The organism is Serratia sp. ASV30, from assembly GCF_016428815.1.
Taxonomy (GTDB): Bacteria; Pseudomonadota; Gammaproteobacteria; order Enterobacterales; family Enterobacteriaceae; genus Chania; species Chania fonticola_C.
The window spans coordinates 85,422-104,482 of record NZ_JAELTL010000009.1 but is presented as its reverse complement, the minus strand read 5'-3'; the positions used below and the strand labels follow the sequence as shown (position 1 = coordinate 104,482).

20 protein-coding genes are annotated in these 19,061 nt (G+C 55.2%); 14 read left to right on the top strand and 6 right to left on the bottom strand.

Annotated elements, in window-relative coordinates:
• Nucleotides 1–30: 30 nt before the first annotated feature.
• Nucleotides 31–474 (bottom strand): acetyltransferase, encoded by a 444-nt coding sequence (locus tag JHD74_RS06015; RefSeq protein ID WP_074028007.1) that lies wholly within the window; start codon nt 472–474, stop codon nt 31–33.
• Nucleotides 475–590: 116 nt separating this feature from the next.
• On the opposite strand from JHD74_RS06015, the gene JHD74_RS06010 reads away from it, so the two are divergent.
• The 4 genes from JHD74_RS06010 to trpS all read left to right on the top strand — a co-directional run bounded on the left by JHD74_RS06010 (nt 591) and on the right by trpS (nt 4,490).
• Nucleotides 591–1,475, top strand: a complete 885-nt coding sequence (locus JHD74_RS06010) for an oxygenase MpaB family protein (protein ID WP_199062043.1) — start codon at nt 591–593, stop codon at nt 1,473–1,475.
• 126 nt (nt 1,476–1,601) lie between these two features.
• A complete protein-coding gene (locus JHD74_RS06005) occupies nt 1,602–2,705 on the top strand; it encodes a suppressor of fused domain protein (RefSeq protein WP_098928108.1) in 1,104 nt (367 codons plus the stop codon).
• Between the two features lie 45 nt (nt 2,706–2,750).
• Nucleotides 2,751–3,278, top strand: a complete 528-nt coding sequence (locus tag JHD74_RS06000) for a cysteine hydrolase family protein (RefSeq protein WP_199062041.1) — start codon at nt 2,751–2,753, stop codon at nt 3,276–3,278.
• Nucleotides 3,279–3,482: 204 nt separating this feature from the next.
• Nucleotides 3,483–4,490 carry a tryptophan--tRNA ligase gene (trpS, locus tag JHD74_RS05995; RefSeq protein WP_046808111.1) on the top strand — a complete coding sequence of 336 codons (1,008 nt, stop codon included), beginning with the start codon at nt 3,483–3,485 and terminating at the stop codon, nt 4,488–4,490.
• 36 nt (nt 4,491–4,526) lie between these two features.
• Here the strand turns inward: trpS and JHD74_RS05990 are convergent, their stop codons facing one another.
• Both JHD74_RS05990 and JHD74_RS05985 read right to left on the bottom strand, forming a co-directional pair.
• Nucleotides 4,527–5,885: an MFS transporter gene (locus JHD74_RS05990; RefSeq protein WP_199062039.1), complete on the bottom strand. Its 1,359-nt coding sequence runs from the start codon at nt 5,883–5,885 to the stop codon at nt 4,527–4,529.
• A gap of 210 nt (nt 5,886–6,095) precedes the next feature.
• Complete coding sequence (locus JHD74_RS05985) at nt 6,096–7,001, bottom strand: GntR family transcriptional regulator (RefSeq protein ID WP_021805171.1); 906 nt, start codon at nt 6,999–7,001, stop codon at nt 6,096–6,098.
• Nucleotides 7,002–7,150: 149 nt separating this feature from the next.
• Here JHD74_RS05985 and JHD74_RS05980 point away from each other — a divergent pair, with 149 nt between their 5' ends.
• The 8 genes from JHD74_RS05980 to JHD74_RS05945 all read left to right on the top strand — a co-directional run bounded on the left by JHD74_RS05980 (nt 7,151) and on the right by JHD74_RS05945 (nt 15,282).
• Complete coding sequence (locus tag JHD74_RS05980) at nt 7,151–8,176, top strand: zinc-binding alcohol dehydrogenase family protein (protein ID WP_074028011.1); 1,026 nt, start codon at nt 7,151–7,153, stop codon at nt 8,174–8,176.
• Nucleotides 8,177–8,246: 70 nt separating this feature from the next.
• Nucleotides 8,247–9,704 (top strand): tagaturonate reductase, encoded by a 1,458-nt coding sequence (locus JHD74_RS05975; protein WP_199062037.1) that lies wholly within the window; start codon nt 8,247–8,249, stop codon nt 9,702–9,704.
• Nucleotides 9,705–9,850: 146 nt separating this feature from the next.
• The gene (phnC, locus tag JHD74_RS05970; RefSeq protein ID WP_021805168.1) at nt 9,851–10,684 is read left to right on the top strand and encodes a phosphonate ABC transporter ATP-binding protein; all 834 of its coding nucleotides are present in this window, start codon (nt 9,851–9,853) and stop codon (nt 10,682–10,684) included.
• A gap of 43 nt (nt 10,685–10,727) precedes the next feature.
• The gene (gene phnD, locus JHD74_RS05965) at nt 10,728–11,660 is read left to right on the top strand and encodes a phosphonate ABC transporter substrate-binding protein (protein WP_024527459.1); all 933 of its coding nucleotides are present in this window, start codon (nt 10,728–10,730) and stop codon (nt 11,658–11,660) included.
• Between the two features lie 201 nt (nt 11,661–11,861).
• Nucleotides 11,862–12,725, top strand: a complete 864-nt coding sequence (gene phnE / locus JHD74_RS05960; RefSeq protein WP_024527460.1) for a phosphonate ABC transporter, permease protein PhnE — start codon at nt 11,862–11,864, stop codon at nt 12,723–12,725.
• Nucleotides 12,725–13,612: a phosphonate ABC transporter, permease protein PhnE gene (gene phnE / locus JHD74_RS05955; RefSeq protein WP_074028012.1), complete on the top strand. Its 888-nt coding sequence runs from the start codon at nt 12,725–12,727 to the stop codon at nt 13,610–13,612. The genes phnE (JHD74_RS05960) and phnE (JHD74_RS05955) overlap by 1 nt, the downstream gene beginning before the upstream one ends.
• A 130-nt stretch (nt 13,613–13,742) precedes the next feature.
• A complete protein-coding gene (locus JHD74_RS05950; RefSeq protein ID WP_021180467.1) occupies nt 13,743–14,207 on the top strand; it encodes a DUF1456 family protein in 465 nt (154 codons plus the stop codon).
• A 136-nt stretch (nt 14,208–14,343) separates the two neighbouring features.
• A complete protein-coding gene (locus JHD74_RS05945; protein WP_074028013.1) occupies nt 14,344–15,282 on the top strand; it encodes a cation diffusion facilitator family transporter in 939 nt (312 codons plus the stop codon).
• Here the strand turns inward: JHD74_RS05945 and JHD74_RS05940 are convergent.
• Both JHD74_RS05940 and sseA read right to left on the bottom strand, forming a co-directional pair.
• A complete protein-coding gene (locus JHD74_RS05940) occupies nt 15,277–15,789 on the bottom strand; it encodes a GNAT family N-acetyltransferase (protein ID WP_199062035.1) in 513 nt (170 codons plus the stop codon). The genes JHD74_RS05945 and JHD74_RS05940 overlap by 6 nt on opposite strands.
• Nucleotides 15,790–15,802: 13 nt before the next feature.
• Nucleotides 15,803–16,663, bottom strand: coding sequence for a 3-mercaptopyruvate sulfurtransferase (sseA, locus tag JHD74_RS05935; RefSeq protein ID WP_199062033.1), 861 nt, complete (start codon nt 16,661–16,663; stop codon nt 15,803–15,805).
• Between the two features lie 94 nt (nt 16,664–16,757).
• Between sseA and JHD74_RS05930 the strand changes: the two genes are divergently transcribed.
• Nucleotides 16,758–17,180: an NUDIX hydrolase gene (locus JHD74_RS05930; protein ID WP_074028016.1), complete on the top strand. Its 423-nt coding sequence runs from the start codon at nt 16,758–16,760 to the stop codon at nt 17,178–17,180.
• Here the strand turns inward: JHD74_RS05930 and JHD74_RS05925 are convergent.
• Nucleotides 17,151–17,663, bottom strand: a complete 513-nt coding sequence (locus JHD74_RS05925; protein ID WP_024527466.1) for a DUF523 domain-containing protein — start codon at nt 17,661–17,663, stop codon at nt 17,151–17,153. The genes JHD74_RS05930 and JHD74_RS05925 overlap by 30 nt on opposite strands.
• A 254-nt stretch (nt 17,664–17,917) precedes the next feature.
• Between JHD74_RS05925 and JHD74_RS05920 the strand changes: the two genes are divergently transcribed.
• Nucleotides 17,918–19,048, top strand: coding sequence for a Gfo/Idh/MocA family protein (locus tag JHD74_RS05920; RefSeq protein ID WP_199062031.1), 1,131 nt, complete (start codon nt 17,918–17,920; stop codon nt 19,046–19,048).
• Nucleotides 19,049–19,061 lie beyond the last annotated feature (13 nt).

Here is a 19,061-nt window from a genome sequence, read left to right as displayed (position 1 = left end):
CCCTCTCTCATCATGGGAAGGGGCCCGTTTTTACCGCGCTGTCAGCTTCATATGCAGTAATGGGAAAGGCTTGCCTTGGCCATCCAGCTCGCTGCGGCCCGTCACCACAAAACCGTAATGCTGATAAAATGCCAATGCCTGCGGATTCTGCTCGTTGACGTCCAGCAGCAGTTCCTGATGCATGGCCTCAACCTCCGCCAGCAAGGCCTTGCCAATGCCTTCGCCACGCCGATCGGCATCAATAAACAGCATCTCCACTTTGTTGCCATCCAGGCCGATAAAACCGCATAGCTGTCCCGTAGCATCTTCGGCAACCCAGACGCTGACCGCCGGGAGATAATCGTTGAGGATCAGCGGATATAGCCGCGTAATATCCTCTTCGGCCAGGAAGTTATGGGTGGCGCGCACCGAGCGCTGCCAGATTTCTACTAGCTGCACGTTATCCGTAACCACACGCTTTCTTATCGTTATCATCGAAATTCTCACTCTATTGTCATTATTGTCATTTTAGCTATCCACATAGCGAGTTGAGCAGTCTCAGACTCAGCCCCTCACTATGATAAACTGCGCCATAGGCCGTGGACAGGGGGATGGAAGTGATACGCGCAGCGATAGAGAAACAGGTGCTCAGCCTGACCGGGCTGGCACTCGGCGGGATTGATTTTGAAAATCCGGCTGGCGATCCGGGGCTGTTTGGCCCGCAGTCTGTCACTTGGCAAGTGCATGGTGACTTCACCTCCATGCTTTGCGGCGGCGTCAGTGCGCTGCTGTTGCAGATGCTGCACCCGTTGGCCTTGGCAGGAGTATGGGATCATTCCAACTTTCGTGAGGATATGCTGGGCCGTCTGCGTCGTACCAGCCAGTTTATCTCCGTCACCACGTTTGGCCCCAGTGCAGAGGCGCAACGCCTGATCGCCAAAGTCAAAGCCATCCATTTACAGGTCAACGGCACCGACAATAACGGCCAGCCTTATGCCGCCAGCGATCCGCATCTGCTCACCTGGGTCCATGTCGCCGAAAGCAGCCGTTTCCTGGCCTCGCACCTGCGTTACCGCAATCCGCATCTGTCCCTTGCTCAACAGGATACCTATTATCGTGAAGCGGCTCGCGTCGCGGAAGCCTTGGGCGCGCGCGATGTCCCAAAATCCTGTGCGGCGGTTGACGATTATCTGCAACAGATGCGCCCGCAGTTGGTCTGCGATGAACGCACGCTGGAAGTGGCGCGCATTCTGCTGGCGGCCCCGGCTCCCAGCACGCTGGCGCGGCCGTTCGGCGCATTGGTGATGCAGGCAGGGATCGATCTGTTGCCGGACTGGGCGCAGCAACAGTTGGGATTCACCCCAGGAGCGACCAGGCGGCGGTGCGTGCGTATTGGCATTGGCGGCGTTGGACGAGTGCTGCGCGCTTCGGTACGCAATGGCTCCTACCATCGGGCGATGCGGCGCATGAATAAGAGCGCATCAGCGCAATGTTAGCCAGCGCAGCCACTTTTGAGACTATTGCCCGTGATCCCGATTGATGATGCGTTCTACACTGGCCCAGAGAAATATTCTATTTTTAGCGTACAGCCTATTTGTGCGCCAGCAACCCCTTGAGGTGATATGAACGAGTCAAACGTACTTGCTGAAGTGAATAACGAGAATCAAACGCTGGTCGCGGTGGTTCAGCAAGATAGCCGGGCCGCCTATTTTTATATCTACCCAACGGAAGAGTACAGTGAACGTTTTCAGGTGCGTGCCTGCTGGCTGCGCAACCTGGCTACGGCTCCGCAGCAGGAAGATCGCGCCGCTATGGAAGCTGGCCTTCCCCCTATGTTGGCGGCTGAGTATTGCCGTAATCTGGAAGGCGAAGCGCCATTGGATCCCGCAGGGCTGATGGTTGTCTGGACGGAAAGCGACGACGGGGCTGCCCTGTGGTATCACGGGCAACTGCTAGCGGTGATCCCCGGCTGGAGTTTATACATCGATCACTCGGTCTGCTATTCGGCAAGCTGCATCAAAGAGAACCCATTGGCCTATCCGCTGGGCTCTGCATCCACCAATACGCAATATGCGCTGGCGGAAAATACCCGGCAGTTCTGGCGTAGCTGGCAGCGGGAAGAGGGGAATCCTTGGCCAAAAATGCAGAGTGATTACCTGGCTCAATACGAACAACACTTTGGCCCTTCGGTGAAGTATTACGCTATCGATCAGGGCAAATGGCCGCCGATGGCCATCACCCAGCATGAGCGCGACGGGGTTTACTATTTTCTGACCATGGGTGTCAGCATTCGGCCGATGCCGTGGGTAGAGATTCTGTTCAACGACGATGCTGCCAGATTCCGCCGGATGGAGATGGCGATAGCCATCGATGGGCAGTATATGACCGAAGAGAATGCGGTGCAGATGGCCAGCGCGCTAGCTGGATTTGCCCATGTGCCCTGGGCGAACATCACCTGGTTTGGCGAAGGCCATACGCTGGCGTCGGCGGTGGCTCCGCAGGGCTATGAAGGCTATGTGCTCTCTTCGTCATTTTATCCCTACAGTGAGCACTTGGTATTGCCTAAACAATACGGTGATACGGTGAATATTTTCTGGGCCAGCCCGGTGTTTGCCACCGAGAGGGAATTGGCGCAGGCCACGCCCAACGGTGGCCACGATTTGGTGAAGAATATGCGTGAGCAGGGTGTGGATCATATCTTCCGCCCACGTCAGCCACTTGTTTAACGAGTGCGAACACTGTCTATTTTACGATCGCTTTTGGAGCCAGCTATGAAGTCAGCGTTGTTAGTTATCGATGTGCAGCAGGGTTTGTTTAATCCCCCGCCAGCAGAGGCCGAGCAGGTTCTCACGCGGATTAATCAACTGAGTGAACGTGCCCGGCAGGCTGGTGCGCCGGTAATTTTTATTCAGCATCAGACGGCTCATGAGGAACTACCGCACGGCAGCGAAGCGTGGCAAATTCATGCTGCGTTACAGGTGAAAAACGGCGATCATCGAATAGACAAAACCACGCCGGATTCCTTTTTATGTACCAATCTCGGCAAATTGCTGATTGCCGAAGGGGTGACACAGCTGGTGATCTGCGGCTATTCCACGGAATATTGCGTCGATACCACCACCCGTCGAGCTGCTGGCCTGGGTTATCCGGTGGTGCTGGCGGCAGATGCACATACCAGCCACGACAAGCCCCATGCCAGCGGGTTGCAAATCCGTATTCACCATAATGCGACCTTGTCGAGTATCGAGAGTTTTGGCGTGGCGATCCGTGCCGTGCCTACAGCTGAAGTGAGTTTCTGAGCCGGATGTCGCCCTTGACGCGGTTCTGGGCGGGGTGTAACGTAGCCGAATGAATATCTTCCCGCAGTTCACATCTTGTTTTAGCTGGTGGCGCCTTTTCTAAGGGCGGCACGGGTATTCATCCCTCTTTTTTTAATGCCGCCGGTTTTGGCGGCATTTTTATAGCGTTGATCCGGCGGTCTGTTTACTTCCAGGAGCAAGGCTATGAGTTACACCATTCTGACTGGCGATCGCGCCACCGGTTCACTGCATTTGGGTCATTACGTCGGTTCACTGCGCCAGCGCGTTGAGCTACAGCATCATCATCAGCAAACGGTAATGGTGGCCGACCTGCAAGGGCTGACCGATAACGGCAGCAATCCGCAAAAAATCAGTGCCAACGTGCTAAACGTGGTGGCCGACTATCTGGCGGTGGGGATCGACCCTGCCAAGACCACGCTGTGTCTGCAATCGGCGCTTCCGGCGCTGGCAGAACTGACGATGTATTACCTCAACCTGGTCACCGTCGCCCGCCTGGAACGTAACCCCACGGTGAAAAGCGAAATCATCGAGAAAGACTTTTCACGTAGCCTGCCTGCCGGATTCCTGATTTACCCGGTCAGCCAGGCGGCGGATATCACCGCTTTTGGGGCGACTCATGTGCCAGTTGGGGAAGATCAGTTACCAATGCTGGAGCAAACCAACGAAATTGTCCGGCGCTTTAACCGCATCGTCGATCGCGAGGTGCTGGTGGAGTGCCAGCCGTTGCTGAGCCGCGTTGGTCGGCTGCCGGGGCTGGACGGGCAGGGCAAGATGTCGAAATCACGCGGCAATACCATCATGCTGGGGGCCAGCGCCGACGAAGTGCATAAGGCGGTGATGAGCATGTTTACCGATCCCAACCACCTGAACGTCAGCGATCCCGGCCAGGTGGAAGGCAATATGGTATTCACCTATCTGGACGCGTTTTGCGAGGACGCAGCGCTGGTGGCACAGTTGAAGGATCACTATCGTCAGGGCGGCTTGGGTGACGTGAAGATTAAACGGTTGTTGGAGGATTGCCTGCAAACCCTGCTGGAGCCTATCCGCACCCGGCGGGCCGAGTACAGCGCCGATAAGGGCGAGCTGATGCGTATCCTGAGAGAGGGCAGCCAGCGGGCCAATCAGGTGACTCAGGGCACCTTGGCACAGGTCAAGTCCGCGCTGGGTCTGGATTTTTTTGCCCTGGATTGAGGATCCCTCTCCGGTTGGAGAGGGAAAATCTGGCGATCAGGCCGCGCTGTCGGTGATCGGGTGTTTGACGATAAACACGTAGGACAGCGCCCCGATCAGGGTAACGCAGGAACAAATGGTCAGTGCCAGGCTGAATGAGTTGGTGGTATCCAGGATCCAGCCGGTGATCACCGGGGCAAACGAAGCGAACACAAAGCTGGCAAAGTTTTGAATGCTGCCCACCGAGGCGGTCATACGGGATGTGACCGCCACGTGGATCAGCCCCCAGCAGGAAGTACCGGCAAAGTGGATACAGAACAGCGCCATACTGATTAATGCCACCGCGCTGGTGGTGGTGGTGGCCTGTGCCACGACGGAGGTAAAACCAGCGGAAAGCAGCATACCGGCGACGATACAGATTTTACGGCTCTTGAGCGGAGCCATGCCCCGGCGCACCAGGAAGTCGGTGACAAAGCCGTTTGACAGCATGCCCGCCGCACCAAACAGGAACGGGATTGCCGCCAACATACCGGTACTTTTCAAATCCAGATGGTAGGTGGTCTGCAGGTAGCCCGGCAGCCAGGCCAGATACAGCCAGGCGGTGTAGTTGATGCCGCTAAAGCCGATCATCATCCCCCACATGGTGCGGTTTTTGAACAGCGATCGCCATTCCTTGAAGTTCATCGGCTCACGGCGTGCGCTCACGCTACCGGCGTTGAGATAGCTTTGCTCCTGCTCGGTGAGTTTGATGTCTTCACGGTTGCGATACAGCATGTACCAACCAATGGATAACGCAATGCCCAGTAAACCAATGGTGATGAACATCCCGCGCCAGCCTAACAGCAGCATCATGGCGGTGAGGATTGGTGGACTGATGGCTAACCCGATGGTGGAGGCCGAGTTAAAGATCCCCATCGGCATACCGCGATCTTTGATGTTGAACCAATCGTTGATGACTTTCACGCCGCAAGGGTTCATGGGGGCTTCGCCGATCCCCAGGCCGATACGCACCCAGATAAACTGGGTAAAGTTGTGGATCATGCCTGACATCGTCTGGAACGTAGACCAGACAAACATCCCCAGACCGAGCATGATGCGCGGGCCTTTGCGATCCAGCAGCGGTCCACAGGGTAATTGGGCAATCCCATAGGCCAGCGAAAAGGCGGAAAGCAGCAGGCCGATCTCGGTACCGCTCAACCCCATTTCTTCACGAATGGTGGAGTTGGCGACGGACAGCGAACTGCGATCGAGAAAATTAATCACGGCAGCAAAAAATAACAGGATCATTGCCGTAGTCTGGATTTTTTTAATTTTTGCAGAGCGCTCCGCTATGCCGCCTTTGGGTATAGGATTAATGCTATCTGAATAACTGTCCGCCGGTTCTTTACCAGTGCTCACGGTGGTTATCTTTTCCATCACTCGCCTCTATATTCCGTATTAATAATAGTTATTCTGCCGGGGCATGGCCCTGGTTCGGTGTTAACAACGGTATGTCTTTCGGCAGTGAGCCTAGGCGGCGAAAATGTTTCATGGTGCTTTTTTTAACCGGTTCCGTGCGGCGGTTACGATTTTGCTGTTTTTAATCGGTTTTAAATCCCGTTTCACTCGGTTTTTTATCAATAAAAATCAGCAGGCATCCTGTTTGATGGAACGGATCATCGACTGTTTGGCAGTATCAAGATGGCGGTGAAGCTCACGGGCGGCCTCCTGGTCGCTGCGGCAGATCAGGGCGCTTAAAATGGCCATATGCTCTTCAATCGCAATAATATTTCTTTGCTTCAGGTCGGTTTCATCCCATTGATAATGGAAGTGAAAAATCACCGAAATGATTTCCAGCGACTGATTGAAAAACGGATTGTTGGCTGCTGACAGGATCAGGGTGTGGAAGTCACGATCCAGCTGAGAGAACAGCCGATAATTGTCGCTGATGGTGTCGCGCAACTCGCGATGGCGGTTCAACAACTCTTTGGCCTGCAACCAGCGGCTATCCTGTGCGGGCAGGTTGATAAAGCGTGATAGCGCGTGGGTTTCCAGCATTTGACGGAGTTCAAACAGCTGCTCGGCATAGTTCTGATCAAATTTTTTCATGCTCCATTGGCCGCGGCGTACGTTGTCAATAAGGTCAAAGCGGCTGAAGCGCAGCAGGAATTCCCTCACCACTACCGGGCTGACGTTAACCGCGCGTGAAAGCTGCAATTCGGTGAATGAATCCCCCGCGCGCAGCTGCTTTTGGTTAATCATCTGATAGAACGCTTTCTCAAACAGCTTGCCTTGCTCGTCCAGCGAGTGGCTCATGCATTCAAAGCCGTCTTCTGCCAGCGGCATGCGCAGGATCACATAATCATCCTTGACCTTCTCCAGAACCCCGCGTTGATGCAGGTGCGTGAGCGTGTGACGCACCGTGGTGCGGCTGATGTTATACATTTCTGCCAGCCCCGCCTGGGAAGGCAGCGGTGAGCGGATATGGCCCTTGATGATGCCGTCGATCATCTGATTAACCACGTTCTGGCGGAGGTTTTGCGTTCTGCTCATGAGATCCCTCTGTGGGCTAAGGTGTTTTTTAAGCATTTAAAACCCATTTAAACCGGTTTAATTTGTGCTGACTCACAAATTCTCCTCATCAGCACAATACGCCTGTTCTTTTTGCGGGATAACAGCGCCACATCACAGGAGGAGGGATCATGACCACAATGAATACGCTAGTTTGTCTGGAGCCGACCCGGCTGGTTTACCAACAAAGGCCGGTACCGCAGCCTGCGCCGGACGAAGCGGTGCTAAAAATACTGACAGTAGGCATTTGCGGGACCGATATCCACGCCTGGTCTGGTCAGCAACCGTTCTTCAGCTACCCGCGGGTGCTGGGGCATGAAATATGCGGCGAGATTGTCAGCGTCGGTGGCCAGGTGAGTGAATTGCGCGTCGGGCAGCGTGTGGCGGTGATCCCTTATGTCTCCTGTCATCACTGTGGAGCATGCACCAGCGGCAGGCCCAATTGCTGTGAAAATATCTCGGTGATTGGCGTGCATCAAGACGGCGGTTTTAGCGAGTTTTTAAGCGTGCCGGTGAGCAACCTGCTGGCTGTGGATGATGTGGAGCCCCAAGCGGCGGCGCTGATTGAACCATTCTCTATCAGTGCCCACGCCGTACGCCGAGCGGCCATCGAGCAGGGCGATCATCTATTGGTGGTAGGGGCAGGGCCGATTGGTCTGGGGGTTGCGGCTATCGCCAAGGCGGACGGGGCAACCGTGATCGTGGCCGATACCAGCACAGAGCGCCGTGCCCATGTAGAAAAAATGCTTGGGCTGATCACGCTAGATCCATCGGACGCCGGTTTTGACGCGGCCTTAAGAGCCCAATTCTCCGGCATGCTGGCGGCAAAAATCATTGATGCCACCGGCAATCAGCATGCGATGAACCATAGCGTCAACCTGATCCGCCATGGTGGCAGCATTACGTTTGTCGGCCTGTTCAAGGGCGATCTGCAATTCTCCGATCCGGAATTCCATAAAAAGGAAACCACCATGATGGGGAGCCGCAATGCGACCAAAGAAGACTTTATCAAGGTAGGGCGATTAATGGCCGCCGGAAAAATAACTGCCGGGATGATGCTTTCCCATCAATTCGAATTTTCCACGCTGGCAGATATTTATGAAGCAGAAGTGATTAATAATAAACAGCTGATTAAAGGCGTGATTCATTTTAACTAACTTGATTACTCCCCAGGTCTTGCCGAGTGTAATTTACGACCTGGGGGATCACCGGATGCAAGGAGCAATAATGAAACAACTTAATCGTAGTGAATTTCCTGGCGCGCAATATCCCGATCGCATTATCCAATTCGGTGAAGGTAATTTCTTGCGCGCCTTTGTCGATTGGCAAATCGACCTACTAAACCAGCATACCGGGCTGAATGCCGGCGTGGTGGTGGTGCGGCCAATTGACAGCCAGCAGCCGCCTTCGCTCAATACTCAGGATGGCTTGTATACCACAATTATCCGTGGGCTGAATGAGCAGGGGGAAGCGGTTTGCGAGCCGCGCCTGATCCGTTCGGTCAACCGGGAAATCAACGTTCACCACCAGTACGACAGCTATCTGGCATTGGCTCGGGATCCGGCGATCCGCTTCGTGTTCTCCAACACCACCGAAGCGGGGATCAGTTATTTACCGGACGATAAGTTCACCGACGCTCCGGCGGCCAGCTTCCCGGCCAAGCTGACGCGGCTGCTGTTTGAGCGTTTCAGCCATTTTGACGGTGCTGCAGACAAGGGCTGGGTGCTGCTGCCGTGCGAGCTGATCGATTACAACGGCGAAGCGCTGAAAGAGTACGTGTTGCGCTATGCGCAGCAGTGGCAGTTACCGCAGGCGTTCACCGATTGGCTGAACGATTGCAACACCTTCTGCTCAACGCTGGTCGATCGTATCGTCACTGGCTACCCACGCGATGAAGTAGAGCAGTGGCAACAGCAGTTGGGGTATCAAGATAGCTTCCTCGACACGGCGGAACATTTCTATCTGTTTGTGATCCAGGGCCCGCAGTGGCTGGCGAAAGAGCTACATCTGGATAAGTTGGATCTGAACGTCCACATCGTCGATGACATCAAACCTTATAAAGAACGCAAGGTAGCGATCCTCAACGGGGCGCATACGGCGCTGGTGCCGGTGGCGTTCCTGGCCGGTTTGAATACCGTGGGCGAGGCCATGAGCGACGAGCAGATCGGCGGCTATGTGGCACGTACCATTGCCGAAGAGATTATGCCGGTGCTCGATCTGCCGCAGGAAGAGTTACGGCCATTTGCCGAAGCGGTTCAGAACCGTTTCCGTAACCCGTTTATTCAGCACCAGCTGCTGTCGATTGCGCTGAACGGCATGACCAAGTTCCGCACGCGTATCTTGCCGCAGCTGCTGGCTGGCCAACAGAAGAATGCCGCGCTGCCGAAACGGCTGACCTTTGCTTTGGCGGCGTTGCTGGCCTTCTATCGTGGCGAACGGCAGGCGGGTAGCTATGCGTTACAGGATGATGCTCATTGGTTGACGAGGTTTGCAACGTTGTGGGCCGGAGTGGAACATCGTGACCTGACGCTCGCGGCGCTGGTAGAAAGCGTGCTGGCCGATGAAGCGCACTGGGGTCAAGATCTCAATGCCATTCCTGGGCTTACCGCTGCCGTGACCACCGATCTGCAAGCTATTCTTGACCACGGAATGCGTGCGGCATTGAGTGAAATGGAACGCCGATAAAACCTCCATCCGCATATTTTAATCCTGCCAATCACGGGAAATGGCGTTGAACGTCATTTCCCGGCCATAAAACCATCATCTGCGTGTCATACAGTTATTCGTTAATAGGTGCCCATAAGATTAGCCACTGAAATCAGAGAAATCATATGGCGCAGGCACTGTTAAAACTGGCACCGACCGACTATCCAGGGCAGCAACCGATCCCGTTACGCAAGGTATTAGCGGTAAAAGGGCTAGGTAAGGCGTATCAATCTCAGCAACGCGTCCTCGACGACATCAATTTTGATCTGCACGCCGGGGAGTTTGTGGCGGTGATCGGCCGCTCCGGGGCCGGTAAATCAACCCTGCTGCATACGCTGAACGGCACCATTCCTTCCAGCTGTGGTGAAATGCTGCATTTTGAGGACGACGGAGTTGCACAGGACATCGCGCAGCTCTCGGCCCGCCAGATGCGCCAGTGGCGAGCCCGCTGTGGCATGATCTTCCAGGATTTTTGCCTGGTTCCCCGGTTGGATGTGATCACCAACGTGCTGCTTGGCCGCCTCAGCCACACCTCGACGCTGAAATCCTTCTTCAAAGTATTCGACGATGCTGACCGTGCGCGGGCCATCGAGCTGCTGCAATGGTTGAATATGCTGCCGCATGCACTGCAACGTGCAGAGAACCTGTCTGGCGGCCAAATGCAGCGCGTCGCTATCTGCCGCGCGCTGATGCAAAACCCCAAAATTCTGCTGGCCGATGAGCCGGTTGCCTCGCTCGATCCGAAAAACACCCGCCGCATAATGGATGCGCTACAGAAAGTCAGCGAGAACGATATCGCGGTGATGGTGAACTTGCACTCGGTCGAACTGGTGAGGGAATACTGCACCCGGGTGATTGGCATCGCTCAGGGAAAAATCATTTTCGACGGCCACCCGTCGCAGCTTAACGAACGTATTTTGCAGCAACTGTATGGCGAAGAAGCCAATCAGATCCATTAATCACTTGAACGTCACCTCTACCTTTTCACACAGGGCATGCGCAATGAAAAAAGTATTCACACTGACCACCATGATGGCTGGCGTAATGATGGTATTTAATGCAGGTGCAGCGGAAGCGCCGAAAGAGTTGAACCTGGGGATCCTGGGGGGGCAGAACGCTACCCAACAGATTGGCGATAACCAGTGTGTGAAAGATTTTCTCGATAAAGAGCTGAACGTAGACACCAAGCTGCGTAACTCTTCCGACTACTCTGGCGTGATCCAGGGCCTGCTCGGGGGCAAGATCGATCTGGTATTGAGCATGTCGCCTTCGTCATTTGCTTCGGTGTATATCAAGGATCCCAAGGCGGTCGATCTGGTGGGGATCGCGGTGGATGATACCGATCAGTCGCGCGGCTATCACTCGGTGGTGGTGGTGAAAGCCGACAGCCCTTACAAAAAGCTGGAAGACCTGAAAGGCAAATCCTTCGGCTTTGCGGATCCGGATTCGACCTCCGGTTTCCTGGTGCCAAACCAGGTGTTCAAGAAGCAGTTTGGCGGCACGCCGGATAACAAATACAACAACTTCTTCTCCAGCGTCACCTTCTCTGGTGGTCATGAGCAGGACGTACTCGGCGTATTGAACGGCCAGTTTGAGGGTGCGGTCACCTGGGCCTCGATGATTGGTGATTACAACACCGGCTATACCAGCGGAGCCTTCAACCGCATGATCCGTATGGATCATCCAGATTTGATGAAGCAGATCCGCATTATCTGGCAGTCGCCGCTGATCCCGAATGGCCCGATCCTGGTGAGCAACTCCCTGCCTGCGGATTTCAAAGCCAAGGTGGTTACCGCCATCAAGAAGCTGGATACCGACAACCATCAGTGCTTTATCAAGGCGATGGGCGGCAAGCAGCACATTGGCGACGTCAAGCTGGCGGAATACCAGACCATTATCGATATGAAGCGTGAGCTGACCAAGGGCGATCGCTAAGGCTGGCTACGTTCTCGGCCCCTCACCCTAACCCTCTCCCACAGGGAGAGGGGACTGACCGAGTCACAAATTTGTACCTTGGACGTGCTACAGATTGGCTTCATGTCCTTGCCCATAACACCGATCTAGCTCCCTCTCCCTGTGGGAGAGGGTAGGGGTGAGGGGACAATACTCTCCACTACAAGAAGATGGAAAGCGATTTTGAATACAGACTTCGCACACTACTACCAACGGATCCGCAGTAAGCAAAAGCGTGAAACCTTGCTCTGGTCGCTCGGGCTGGTGGTGCTTTATCTTGGCGCAGGCAATATCGCCGAGTTCAACCTGCATACCGTCTGGGTGTCGATCCCCCATTTCTTTGACTATCTGGCAGAAACCATCCCGGTACTGCACTGGCCGCTGCTGTTCGCCGACGGCCATACCGAAGGCTCCTTCGCCTATTGGGGCTACCGGCTGCATATCCAGTTACCGCTGATTTGGGAAACCTTACAGCTGGCGCTGGCGGCGACCATCCTTTCCGTGCTGGTGGCAGGCGGGCTGGCCTTTTTGGCGGCCAATAACACCCACAGCCCGGCGACGCTGCGCTTTGCCATCCGCACGCTGGTGGCGTTCCTGCGCACCATGCCGGAGCTGGCCTGGGCGGTGATGTTTGTGATGGCGTTTGGCATCGGTGCCATTCCCGGTTTTATGGCGCTGGCGCTGCACACCATCGGCAGCCTGACCAAGCTGTTCTATGAATCGATCGAAACCGCCTCCAACAAGCCGGTGCGCGGGCTGGCCGCCTGTGGGGCCACGCCGTTACAGCGTATGCGTTTCGGCCTGTGGCCTCAGGTCAAACCGATCTTCCTGTCCTACAGCTTTATGCGGCTTGAAATCAATTTCCGCCAGTCGACCATCCTCGGCCTGGTAGGTGCAGGCGGAATTGGTCAGGAGCTGATGACCAATATCAAACTCGACCGTTACGATCAGGTCAGCATGACGCTGCTGCTGATTATCGTGGTGGTTTCGCTGCTGGATTACGCCTCCGGTGAATTACGTAAACGCGTTGTCGAGGGGAAAGCCTAATGTCCGTTCAGCCGATCTCTGCCACCAACCTGCAGCAACTCAAGCAGCAGAATCCGGAAATCTTCTCACGCCAAGGGCGCTATCTGCGCACTCTCGGCATGATTACCGTGGCGATTGTGTTGTATTACGTCTTCTTCTTCCTGGTGTTTGGCATTTCCTGGCCGCAATTTGCCAACGGTTGCCAACAGATTAGCCGCTACTTTATGCGCATGTTTGTCTGGCATGACTTTGCCAACTGGCCGTTTGGCTATTATTTCCAACAGATCTTTATCACCCTGGCGATCGTGTTTGCCGGCACCATTACGGCATCGTTGATCGCCTTGCCGCTGTCGTTTTTTGCCGCGCGTAATGTGATGTCCTCACCAGTGCTTCGGCCGGTGGCGACGCTGGTACGCCGCCTGCTGGATATTCTGCGGGGGATTGATATGGCCATCTGGGGCCTGATTTTCGTACGTGCCGTGGGCATGGGGCCGCTGGCGGGGGTGTTGGCCATCGTGATGCAGGATATCGGCCTGCTTGGCAAACTGTATGCCGAAGGCCACGAAGCGGTGGATAAATCCCCCAGCCGTGGGCTGACGGCGGTGGGTGCTAATGGATTGCAAAAACACCGTTATGGCATTTTCACCCAATCTTTCCCGACCTTCCTGGCGCTGAGCCTGTACCAGATTGAGTCCAATACCCGTTCGGCGGCGGTGCTTGGTTTTGTCGGGGCAGGGGGGATCGGCCTGGTCTATGCCGAGAACATGCGGCTGTGGAACTGGGACGTGGTGATGTTTATCACCTTGATCCTGGTGGTGATCGTGATGTTGATGGACAAGATCTCCGCCATCCTGCGTAACAAATATATCGTTGGCGAAGACATTCCGCTTTACCCGAAAAATCATTAACCTCTGCGGGTAAACCCTGGTTTGCCCGTGGAAATTCCATTGAGAAACCCCCGCCGGATCCCTATACTGCCGCCATGCAAGGTGTGCAGCGCTGCACGCCTCTCCTGATTGACAAGCGAAAGGCTATTCCATGATTAACAATGATGTGCTGCGCAGCGTGCGCTACATGCTGGCTATTAATGACGCGAAGATGGTAGAGATCGTCAAGCTGGACGGTTTTGACGTCGATGTCGCAGCCATGGGGACCTACATGATCAAGGAAGGCGAGCCGGGTTTTGCCAACTGCCCCGACGAAGTGATGGCCCATTTCCTCAATGGTCTGGTGTTCTTCAAGCGTGGCAAAGACGATAAATTCCCGGCACCGGCGGTTGAGCTGCCGATCACCAACAACTTGGTGCTGAAAAAGCTGCGTGTGGCGTTTGAACTGAAAGATGTCGATCTGCACCAGATTTTTACCGCGGTGGAATTCCGTATCTCCAAGCCTGAGCTGAGCGCGCTGTTCCGCAAAGAAGGCACCAAAAACTACCGCCCATGTGGCGATCAGATGCTGCGCTACTTCCTGAAAGGGCTGACCCAGCGCATACGCGGCGCCTAATCCTGCGTATCACGACATCAGGCGTCCTCATCGAGGGCGCTTTTTTTTTGTGCACCCTGCATTTGTCGATCATACTCAGTACGATGCCGCCCGACGGTAGAACATGTCCGAACTTTCCGACTGAAATAAGGGAATTATGACGACAGCACCCACCACGTTGCCACCGGTGTTAACCAGCACGGCAATAGAACAAAAAATCCTGCGCAGGTCGATATTCTGCACGCTGTTTATTGCCAGTGCCGGGATCGTGTTTGGGATTGTCTGCGGTTCCATGTCGATCGTGTTTGACGGCATGTTCTCGGCGTTGGATGCAGGCATGTGTTCATTATCCCTGCTGGTGTCCCGCCTGCTGGGGCAACCCCATAGCCGCCGTTTTCAGTATGGTTTTTGGCATGTCGAACCAATGGTGCTGGCATTTAACGGCAGTTTACTGACGTTGCTGTGTCTGTATGCCTTTGTGAACGCCGTCAAAGGCATTGCCGACGGAGGGCGTGAACTCGAGCTGGGCTGGGCGATTGTCTATGCCGTTACCGTCAGCCTTTTCTGCTTTACCCTCTACGTTAAGCAAAGCCGGCTGAATAAGCAGGTTAAATCGGAACTGATCGCGCTGGATAACAAAAGCTGGCTGATGTCGGCCTGTATCAGTTCGGCGTTATTGGTGGCCTTTATTCTTTCCTGGCTAATGGAAGGAACCCGTTATGAATACCTCAACGTCTATGCCGACCCTGTCGCGCTGGCACTGTTGACGCTGGTCTTGATCCCGGTGCCGATCAAAACGGTAAAATCTGCTATTCAGGAAGTGCTGCAGATGACGCCGGACAGCCTGGATGCCAAGGTGGAAGCCATTATGGCGCAGCTGACGCTGGAGTATGGCTTCCTGGATTATTCCAATTACGCCACCCGCGTTGGCCGTGGGCTGTTTATTGAAATCCATATCGTGATCCCGCCAGAGATGGAACACAGCGGCGTCCACAAGCTGGATAAAATCCGTGACCAGATAGCCGACGCCATTGGTGAAGATAGCCCGCACCGCTGGCTGACCATCTCCTTTACCCATAACGCCAAGTGGCTATAGATTTTTCGCCATCACCCACATGGCCACGGATTGGCTGACGCTGGTATAGCTGTCCTCACCCACGATCGCCATGCCTTGCCGTTGATAGAAGCGTTGGCCAGCCACGTTGCTTTTCAGCACGTCCAGCCACAGGATTGGTTGCTGTCTCTCAATGGCGCGTCGCTGTACTTCGGCATAGAGCCTTTCCCCATAGCCGCGTCCGGCAAACTGCGGCAGGAAATAGATCTTTTGCAGCTCGGCCCCAGTGGTTGCGGTTGCCGCCAGCAGGCTGTCAAAATTAAGCTTGGCAAAGCCTACCGGCGTCTCCCCCTCATAGGCAAGCAGCCAGCAAGTATCGCGGTCTCGCAATGAGGGCTCCAGCGCTTGTTCGGCAAAATCCTTGGTCAGAAACGCCTGCAACTCCTGCTGGTTTTGCCAGAGTGCAGCAAAGTGAGCGAGGTAGCTGGCAATCCCGATTTCCCGCACGGTCGCTAAATCAGCGGGCAACGCTTGACGGATCGTGAACACGATAGCCTCTTTGTTAGTGGTTAGTTGACTCATCTTGGGCGATCGGCTGCTTGCCGCTCAGGGCACCCCATTCGCTCCAGGCACCGTCATAGAGCTTCACCTGCTTGGCACCCAGTGATTGCAGGCCAAAGGCCAGCACCGCGGCGGTGACGCCAGAGCCACAGCTGACGATGGTGGGCGCGTCGATATCGACCCCTTTTTCTTCGAAGGTTCTTTTCAGCGCCTCGAGTGATTTGAAACGTCCGTTCTCCAGCAAATCGCCATACGGAATATTGATGCTGCCAGGAATATGGCCACGGTGCAGGCCTGGGCGCGGTTCCGGGGCTTGGGCATAGAATCGTGGTGCGGCACGGGCGTCGAGGATCTGCCGCTGGTCGTTCATCGCCTGCTCAACCTGCTGCATATCCACCACCGCTTCGGCATTAAAGTGCGCGCGGAAGGTCGCGGGGATAGGCTTTGCAGGGCCGGTTTCCAAGGCGTTACCGCGCGATGTCCAACCCTGCAAACCTTCATCGAGCACGAATACGTGCTGTGCGCCAAAATTACGGAACGTCCACCAACCGCGTGGGGCAGAGAACTGATTGCCTCCATCATAGAAAACAATAGTCTGTTGATCATTGATGCCCAGTTTACCTACGGCAGCGGCAAAGGCTTCTGCCGTGGGCAGCATATGCGGCAGCGTCGTATTTTTATCCGCGACGTCGTCAATATCGAAATACACCGCACCGGGTATATGGCCCCGCTCAAATTCGGCCAACATGTCTTGCTTCGGCACCTGACCGACAGGTGCCATACGCACGTCAACCAGCGTCAGATTTTCATCGTTGATATGTTGCTCAAGCCATTGCGCGGTCACTAAAAAAGCAGAGTTCATGGTTATTGTTCGCCTGTCAGGACAAAGAAGGTTTTCACTATACCTCAACGATCTTGCATATTGGTATGCTGCGGTTTGAAAGGGGGCAGGGCAGATGATTGACCAAGACTTTGGCGGGGCGAAAATCGCCTTGCTGTACGGCGGCCAGGTGCTGGTTTACCTGCGTGATGACAACCCGGCGATCCCCTGGCCCGGCTGCTGGGACTTGCCCGGCGGCGGACGTGAAGGGGACGAAACTCCGGTGCAATGTGTGCAACGGGAAACCGAGGAGGAGTTTGGTATTCTATTGCCTGCACGGCAAATTGTCTGGCAGCAGCGTTACGCCGGGATCACGCCTGGCTCGCCGCCCACCTGGTTTATGGTGGGGGAAATCACCTTGGCACAGATTGCGGCGATCCGTTTCGGTAATGAAGGGCAGTGCTGGCAAATGATGCCTGCGGATGAATTTGTGCGGCACCCGCAGGGCATTGCCCATCTGCGTCAGCGGCTAGCGGATCGCCTGGCCCAACTCGACTAGCCGGACACGCTCGATCAACACGTCGAGCTGGTGCTCGGAAAATACTTCGATGCCATGTTGGCGCAGCAGCTCTGCAGTGACGCCGCTGCCGGGTTGGGTTTGGCCGTTGAATGCGCCGTTGTAAATGGTCTGACTCCCGCAGGAAGGGCTGCGATCGCTCAGCAGGGCAAAGCGGCAACCATGCAGACGAGCGGTATCCAGCGCCAGATGGGCACCTAACAGATACTGGTCGGTGACGTCGTTCCCTTGCGCGTCGAGCACTCTGGCCCGGTTGGCTATTACTTCAGCGCCATCGGCAGCGGCAGCAATCTCTGCCGGTGGGCGCGGCGTGGAGAAACCGGCGGCCAATTCGGGGCAGCACACCACCAATCGACCCTCTTTTTGCCACTGCTGTAAGGTGGTATCGATAATGGTTTTGCTGGAGGCGTTATAACGTACGTTGAAACCGGCCAGGCAGGCACTGAGCAAGATTTTCGGCGGCATGAGGTGTCTTCTGTTGAAGGGGCGAAAGTGTGGCAGCAAGGCCACACGCGCGGTTTTATAATAGCAGTGCGGTTTAGCTTAATGCCAGCCGTACCTTCCCACTATTTTGATTACTCATGTTCTTTATCCACCGCATTTTATGAGGGCAGTCACGGATCCGGGGCAAAGTTGATTATCGGCTTGTTAATGAAATTTAAATTTCATATAAATACATAATGATTTTTATTTTCCAAAAATAGGCAAGGGAGAAAACGATGAAACAGGTGCGCGTTGGATTGATCGGTACTGGCTATATTGGCCGCTGTCATGCTATCGCTTATGCTCAGGCCAGCACGGTGTTCCCGCTGAAAGGGGAGCTGGTGTTGGAGATGCTGGCGGAAGTCACACCCGAGCTGGCAGCCCAGCGTGCGGCGGAGTTTGGCTTCGTACGTTCAACCGGTGACTGGCACGAACTGGTGGCCGATCCCGCCATAGACGTGGTGGATATCTGTGCCCCGAACTTCCTGCATAAAGAGATGGCCCTGGCGGCTATTGCACAGGGCAAGCATGTTTATTCCGAGAAGCCGCTGGCGCTGAATGCGCAAGACGCCGCCGAGATGGTGCAGGCTGCGCGGGCCAAAGGGGTCAAAACCCTGGTGGGATTCAACTATATGAAAAACCCGACCAGCCAGCTGGCGCGGGAAATCATTGCCAACGGTGAAATTGGCGAGGTGGTGCATTTTTACGGTACGCATAATGAGGATTATCTGGCCGACCCGCGTACGCCGATCGACTGGCACTGCCGCAAAGCCAGCGCCGGGCTTGGGGCGTTGGGCGATCTGGCGGCGCACATCGTGAATATGGCGCATTATCTGGTGGGGGATATCGTCGCGGTGTCGGGTGATATGCAAACCCTGATCAAACAGCGGCCCGATCCGAACAACCCGGCCAAGGTGTGCCAAGTTGAAAACGAAGATCAGGCCAGCGCGCTGGTGCGCTTTGCCAATGGTGCGATGGGCACCCTCGAAACCTCACGCATTGCCTGCGGGCGCAAAATGGGCCTGACTTATGTAGTGACCGGCACCAAGGGCACCTTGAGTTTCACTCAGGAACGCATGGCCGAACTGAAACTGTATCGCCATGATGAACCGGCAGAGCGGCAGGGCTTCAAAACCATCATGGTAGGGCCAAAGCACCCGGATTACGCCGCGTTTTGCATCAGCGCCGGGCATGGCATTGGCTTTAACGATCAGAAAACGGTGGAGATCCGCGATCTGGTCAATGGCATTGCCGCGGGCGATCGGATGTGGCCTGATTTCGAGGAGGGCTGGAAGGTATCCTGTGTACTGGATGCGATTGCCGCCTCTGCCGAACAGCGCCGCTGGTTGGATATCAACCGCGATTGACTCTGGTGACTTG